The sequence below is a fragment of the Thermosulfurimonas sp. genome (assembly GCF_015491435.1).
GTDB lineage: Bacteria > Desulfobacterota > Thermodesulfobacteria > Thermodesulfobacteriales > Thermodesulfobacteriaceae > Thermosulfurimonas_A.
The window spans coordinates 1-4,656 of sequence record NZ_WFVX01000101.1 but is presented as its reverse complement, the minus strand read 5'-3'; the positions used below and the strand labels follow the sequence as shown (position 1 = coordinate 4,656).

Genomic DNA, 4,656 nt, shown 5'->3' with positions numbered 1-4,656 from the left:
GAATAAACGGGGCCACCTTCCCCTCGGCGTTTATCCCCAGGGCCGGGCTTTCCCAGCGCAGATAGGAACGGGTCTCGCGCCAGCGAAAGGCCCCTTTCACCCGGTTCCCCTCGCGGGCCTCCATGCTTTCGTCTCCCGCCTTGCGATACCGCAGCCAGTCCCCGGCCCGGGTGGTGAGATCCTGCTGGGCGTGGCAGCCGTAACACTGCGGGGCCCACACCGCATGGCAGGCGTAGCACTCAAGCTTTTTCGCATGCCCGGGAATGGTCATGGCCGCCGCGGCCCGCGGATTCTTCCCGAGCACCTCCGGGACCTGGGGCACGGGATGCTCCTTTCCGTCAAGTTTCCCGATGAGGATCACCCGCTGCCCCTCGCGCTTTAAGTTGGTAAGAGGCGTCCCGCGGGAGGTCTTGAGCGGGGCGTAGCCCTTTACCGTCCCGTGGCAGTCCTCACACTCTATCTCCACCGCCTCCTCCTTCTTGCTGTAAATGTTTCCGTCGCCGTGGATCTCGCGCTCGGTGTGGCAGTCCTGACAGGAAAGGCCCCGCTCGTAATGGATGTCGGGAAGGAGGTGGTTATAGCATTTTCCGTGAAGCTTGCGGCCGGCCTTGACCCCTGGCTTTCCGCTCCAGGGCGAGCAATAGCCGTCGGATTCCATCAGCCCGGCGTAGCTCATGCCGATGCGCCCGCCGCGGTTGTGGCAGTGCTGACACTGAAAGACCGGGATGCGGGTGGTGATGCGGTGCACCCGGGGGTAGCCCGGTTTGTCGTGCGGGATGGCGGAATCTCCGCCCTTGTAAAGGCCGTCGTTATCGTAGATCACATGGCAGGCCGCGCATCCGCTGGCCCGATAGTCCCCGGGGCGCTCCTTGCCCCGGGTCCAGACATGGCACCTCAGGCACTCGGCCCGAAGATAGTCGTCAACCGGATGGTTTGTCGGGGAGATGGGTTTTGCGGGGTCATAGACCGGAAGGCCGAGGAGTTCGGGAAGGGCGCCGCGGTCGCGGGGAACGTTCCCGTCCTCGTCGCGCACCGGATAGGTGGCGTAAAGGGCCCGGCGGGTCTTCTGCGCGGCCCAGGTGTAGCGGGCGGCGCTGATGATCCCGGCGCTGGTGGCGTGGAGGCTCTTTTGGAGACGGGAAACGATATCGGCATGACACTGACCACAGGTTTGAGAGATCACCCGGAGGTCCGAAGGGTTGCGCCAGAGCCCCCGATGGGCCTCCTCCTTGGTCTTTCCCTCCGGGTTTCCCCGGTGGCAGAACACGCAGGAGAGCTGTCCCATGACCGGGTTTTCGGCGATCTTTTCAATCCCCCGGTGACACCTAAGGCACCCGCTACCGGCGAGCGCGGGGCCCGCAAGAAAAAACCCCAGAAGAAAGGTTATAACCCTCATCACGGCCTTATCCTCCAAGATTTAAAATTCGGCCTGGAGGCGGCTGAAGACCGCAAGTTTGTCCTCTTCGTCTCCCGGGTTGAAATTGAAACTCCGGTCCGCATACCCGTTTACGCTATCCTCAAGATGGGCAAAATCAAGGCCGAGGTCCAGGGTTAGATAGCGGTGGAGGCGCAGGGTGAGCATCCCGAGAAAATCGTAGCCCACGGTGGAGTCCCTTCCCCGGGCCTCGGTGTCCCCGAACCAGCCCGCGGCAAGCCATAAGCGCAGGCGTTCCGAAAAATCGTAGCTCAGACGGGCCTGGAAGGTGGTGAGCCCGTAACCGTTGTTGGAGACGTTCACCGCGGTGTCGTCAAAGCCGGTATCCGTGGGGCCCTGGACGGTAAGGATCCCGGTGTAGCCCCAGTAGCCGTAGGTGCCGGAGAGGGCCATGAGGGGAAGGAAACCTTCCCCGTCCTTATCTCCGCTTGCGTGGGTGAAAAGGAGGAAGAGGGCGGCCGGGCCGAAGGTCTTTTCCGCCTCAAGGCGAAGAAGCCAGCCCGAGGCGTCGTCCGGGGTGCCCAGGATCTCACGGTCGGTGAAGGACCCGATAAGAGCCGCCCGGAGAGTGAGGTCCTCGCGGGGCTTCCAGGTGAGCATCCCGCCGTAGTTTAAGTGCGGCCGGGTGTGCTCCGAGGGGCCTCCGGCGGGGTTGGCGTAGTTTTCGGCGACCTCGGCATAGAGGGCAAAAAGGGAAAGTTTGAGCCCGGGAGAAAACTTCCGTTCCCAGTCAAGCTCGTAGTGCACGAAATCGTCGTGCGCCAGGTCCTCCTCGCCCTCGTCGAGTTCCGCAGCAAAAAGACGAAAGTCTCCGAGGCGCTTGCTCCGGTAATAGAGAGCCAGGGCCAGAGGGTTATAGTCCCAGTCCGCGGAATAAAGCATGTCCCGGGCGCGGTCCGAAAGGGGAAGGATCCCGGCCTCAGCCGAAAATCCGCCCCCGAAAGCGTAGGAGAGGACCGCATGCCGCACCTTAAGGCGCTTTTCCGTGGTGGTGAGGTTGGCGTGAGTGTGTCCGAGTTCCACCTGAAGGTGGCTGCGGAGACGGGAATCAAAGACCAGATCCAGGTTCTGGCGAATGCGGAGGCGGCTTGCGTTAAGGGTCTTCCGGTGGGTGTGGACGCTATAGGAATTTATGCGGTACTGGCCGCCAAAGGCGATACGCTTTACCGGAGGGGAGATCTCCGGGGCCTTCTTTGCGGGGCCGGAAGGCGCGGCCACGGAGGGCTCTTTTTCCGCAAGGCGGCTTTTCAGCTCGGAAAGTTCCCGCCTTAAGGCCTCAATCTCCCGATCTTTTTTCCTGAGTTCCGCCTGAAGGGCCCTAAGCTCGGAAAGCACCTCGGTAAGACTCGGCTCTCCGGCGGCCCGGGCGGAAGGAGCGAAAAGAAAAAGCACAGCTAAGAAAACCGCAAGGCCTCTTGCCATCCTCTCACCTCCTTTTTACAAAGCGGGGCGGGCCTTCGCCCGCCCCTGAGGAAGGTATGGGATTTGGGTTAGGCCTTATGGCGCTTAAAAGCTTATCTGAACCACGGTCTGGATCCGGAATCCGTCGTCAAGATTAGCGGTCCCGGTGGGAGAATAAGCGCCCCAGTGCTCGTTAAACCGCGTAGCCGAAATGCGGTAATTCTTATCAAAGTTCACCCACTCCGCGCTTACGAGAAGGATGTTATTCCCGGTAAGATAGTAGGCGAGCCCCACGATGTAGTGGTCAGCCTGATCGTTTCCGCTGGAAATAAACTGCCCCTCGGCGTTATATCCATTGTCATCGTTGGGATCAAAGTGGTCCCAGCGGGCGTAAAGGTGGAGCTTTTCGTTGAGCACCGGAAGCACGAAATCACCGTAAATGGAGTAGAGGGTGGTGTCCATCTCGTCATAGGAGGTGGGGTTATTAGGATCGTTAAAGAGCACCCAGGAGCCATCGTTTTTGTTGGTGGAAGTGCTGTACTGGGCGGCGATCATGAACCAGGGGTGCTGATAGGAGATCATGAAAAGGTTTACGTTATAGTCCGGATCGTCAAATTCTTTACCCGTTTTGGTAAACGTCGCCTGGTTATTACCCTCCCCGTAGATCCCGAAATAGCTGAACTGAAGACCGGCCAGGGGGAACATCCCGCTCGTGGAATAGGGGAAGGGCCGCAGCGTGAGCCGCACCTCCACGGCCTTGTTCGGATTGTTATCCCCGCTTGAATAACCGGAACCGTTCATATAAGAGACCCAGAAGGTCCCGTACTTTCCGGTGTAGTGTTTGTAGATGGGGTAGTGGGCGGTAAGCTGCTTTACGAAGTTCGGATCAAGCTTTCCGCCCAGGTTCCCGGCGATGGAGACCCCGCGGTCCGCGGAGTTGAAGGTCCCGAAGAACTCGCGGGGCATGCAGCCCTGCATACGGTAGGGGTTGATGTGCTCCTCAAAGTCAAGCCAGGGGAAGTGCCCCTGACCGAACTCCATCTTGAGATCCGTGAGGAATCCGAAGTCCGGAAGCTTGAACTGGGCGTAGGCGTACTTGATGCGCAGGGTGTAACTTCCGGCATTCCAGCTCCTCTGAAGATCCGGGGTAAGGCGGAAGGAGAGCCAGGGGTTGATCTTCTTCTTGAAGTCAAAATAGGCCCGGGTCACGCTAAAATAACTCTCTCCCCTCTCCTTCCCTCCATCAAAGGGGCCGTAACCGTTGGTATAATCAAGATAGGTAAGGGTTCCGAGCTTTACCCCACGCAGTCCCTTGGGCAGGGCCAGCCCCTCCTTCTGGATCTCTTCTGCCGCAGCCTTGGCCACCTCCTCCTTCTCCTTCTTAGCCTCGGCCTCGGCCTCGCGCTTGATCTCCAGGGCCTCCTCCTCGGTAAGGATCCCCTTCTTCACCAGCACCCGCAGCAGGGGATCCTTAATCTCGGCCCTGACCGACGAGAACCCAAAGGCCAGAAACACCGCCACCGCCAAAAACACCGCCAGCCATCTACCTCCTCTCCTCATACCTCATCCCTCCTTTTAAAGATTTTTAATTTCCTCGGCCCGGAGGAATTTTCTCTCCCCTTCCGGGACCGAACTTTGGCCAAAAAGTGAAATTTTTGCGTCAACACCCGAAGTCCTCCTCTTCCTCCTCGGTAGAATTGGTGGAATTGTCGTTAAGCCAGGGGGCGTTCTTTAGGGGAGACTCTTTCTTGATCTCCTTGCCCTTCCCCGCCGCGGGAGGAGGGGAGGGCAAGGAGATCAAGAAAGAGTCTCCCCTAAAG

3 protein-coding genes are annotated in these 4,656 nt (G+C 59.6%); all 3 read right to left on the bottom strand.

Annotated features, from left to right (window positions below; all coding sequences use genetic code 11):
• A partial coding sequence (locus tag F8J34_RS04505; protein ID WP_297056814.1) for a hypothetical protein occupies positions 1 to 1,396 on the bottom strand: 1,396 nt, incomplete at its 3' end.
• A gap of 21 nt (positions 1,397 to 1,417) precedes the next feature.
• A complete protein-coding gene (locus F8J34_RS04500) occupies positions 1,418 to 2,857 on the bottom strand; it encodes a hypothetical protein (protein WP_297056813.1) in 1,440 nt (479 codons plus the stop codon).
• Positions 2,858 to 2,941: 84 nt separating this feature from the next.
• Positions 2,942 to 4,396: a hypothetical protein gene (locus F8J34_RS04495; protein WP_297056812.1), complete on the bottom strand. Its 1,455-nt coding sequence runs from the start codon at positions 4,394 to 4,396 to the stop codon at positions 2,942 to 2,944.
• Positions 4,397 to 4,656: the final 260 nt, after the last annotated feature.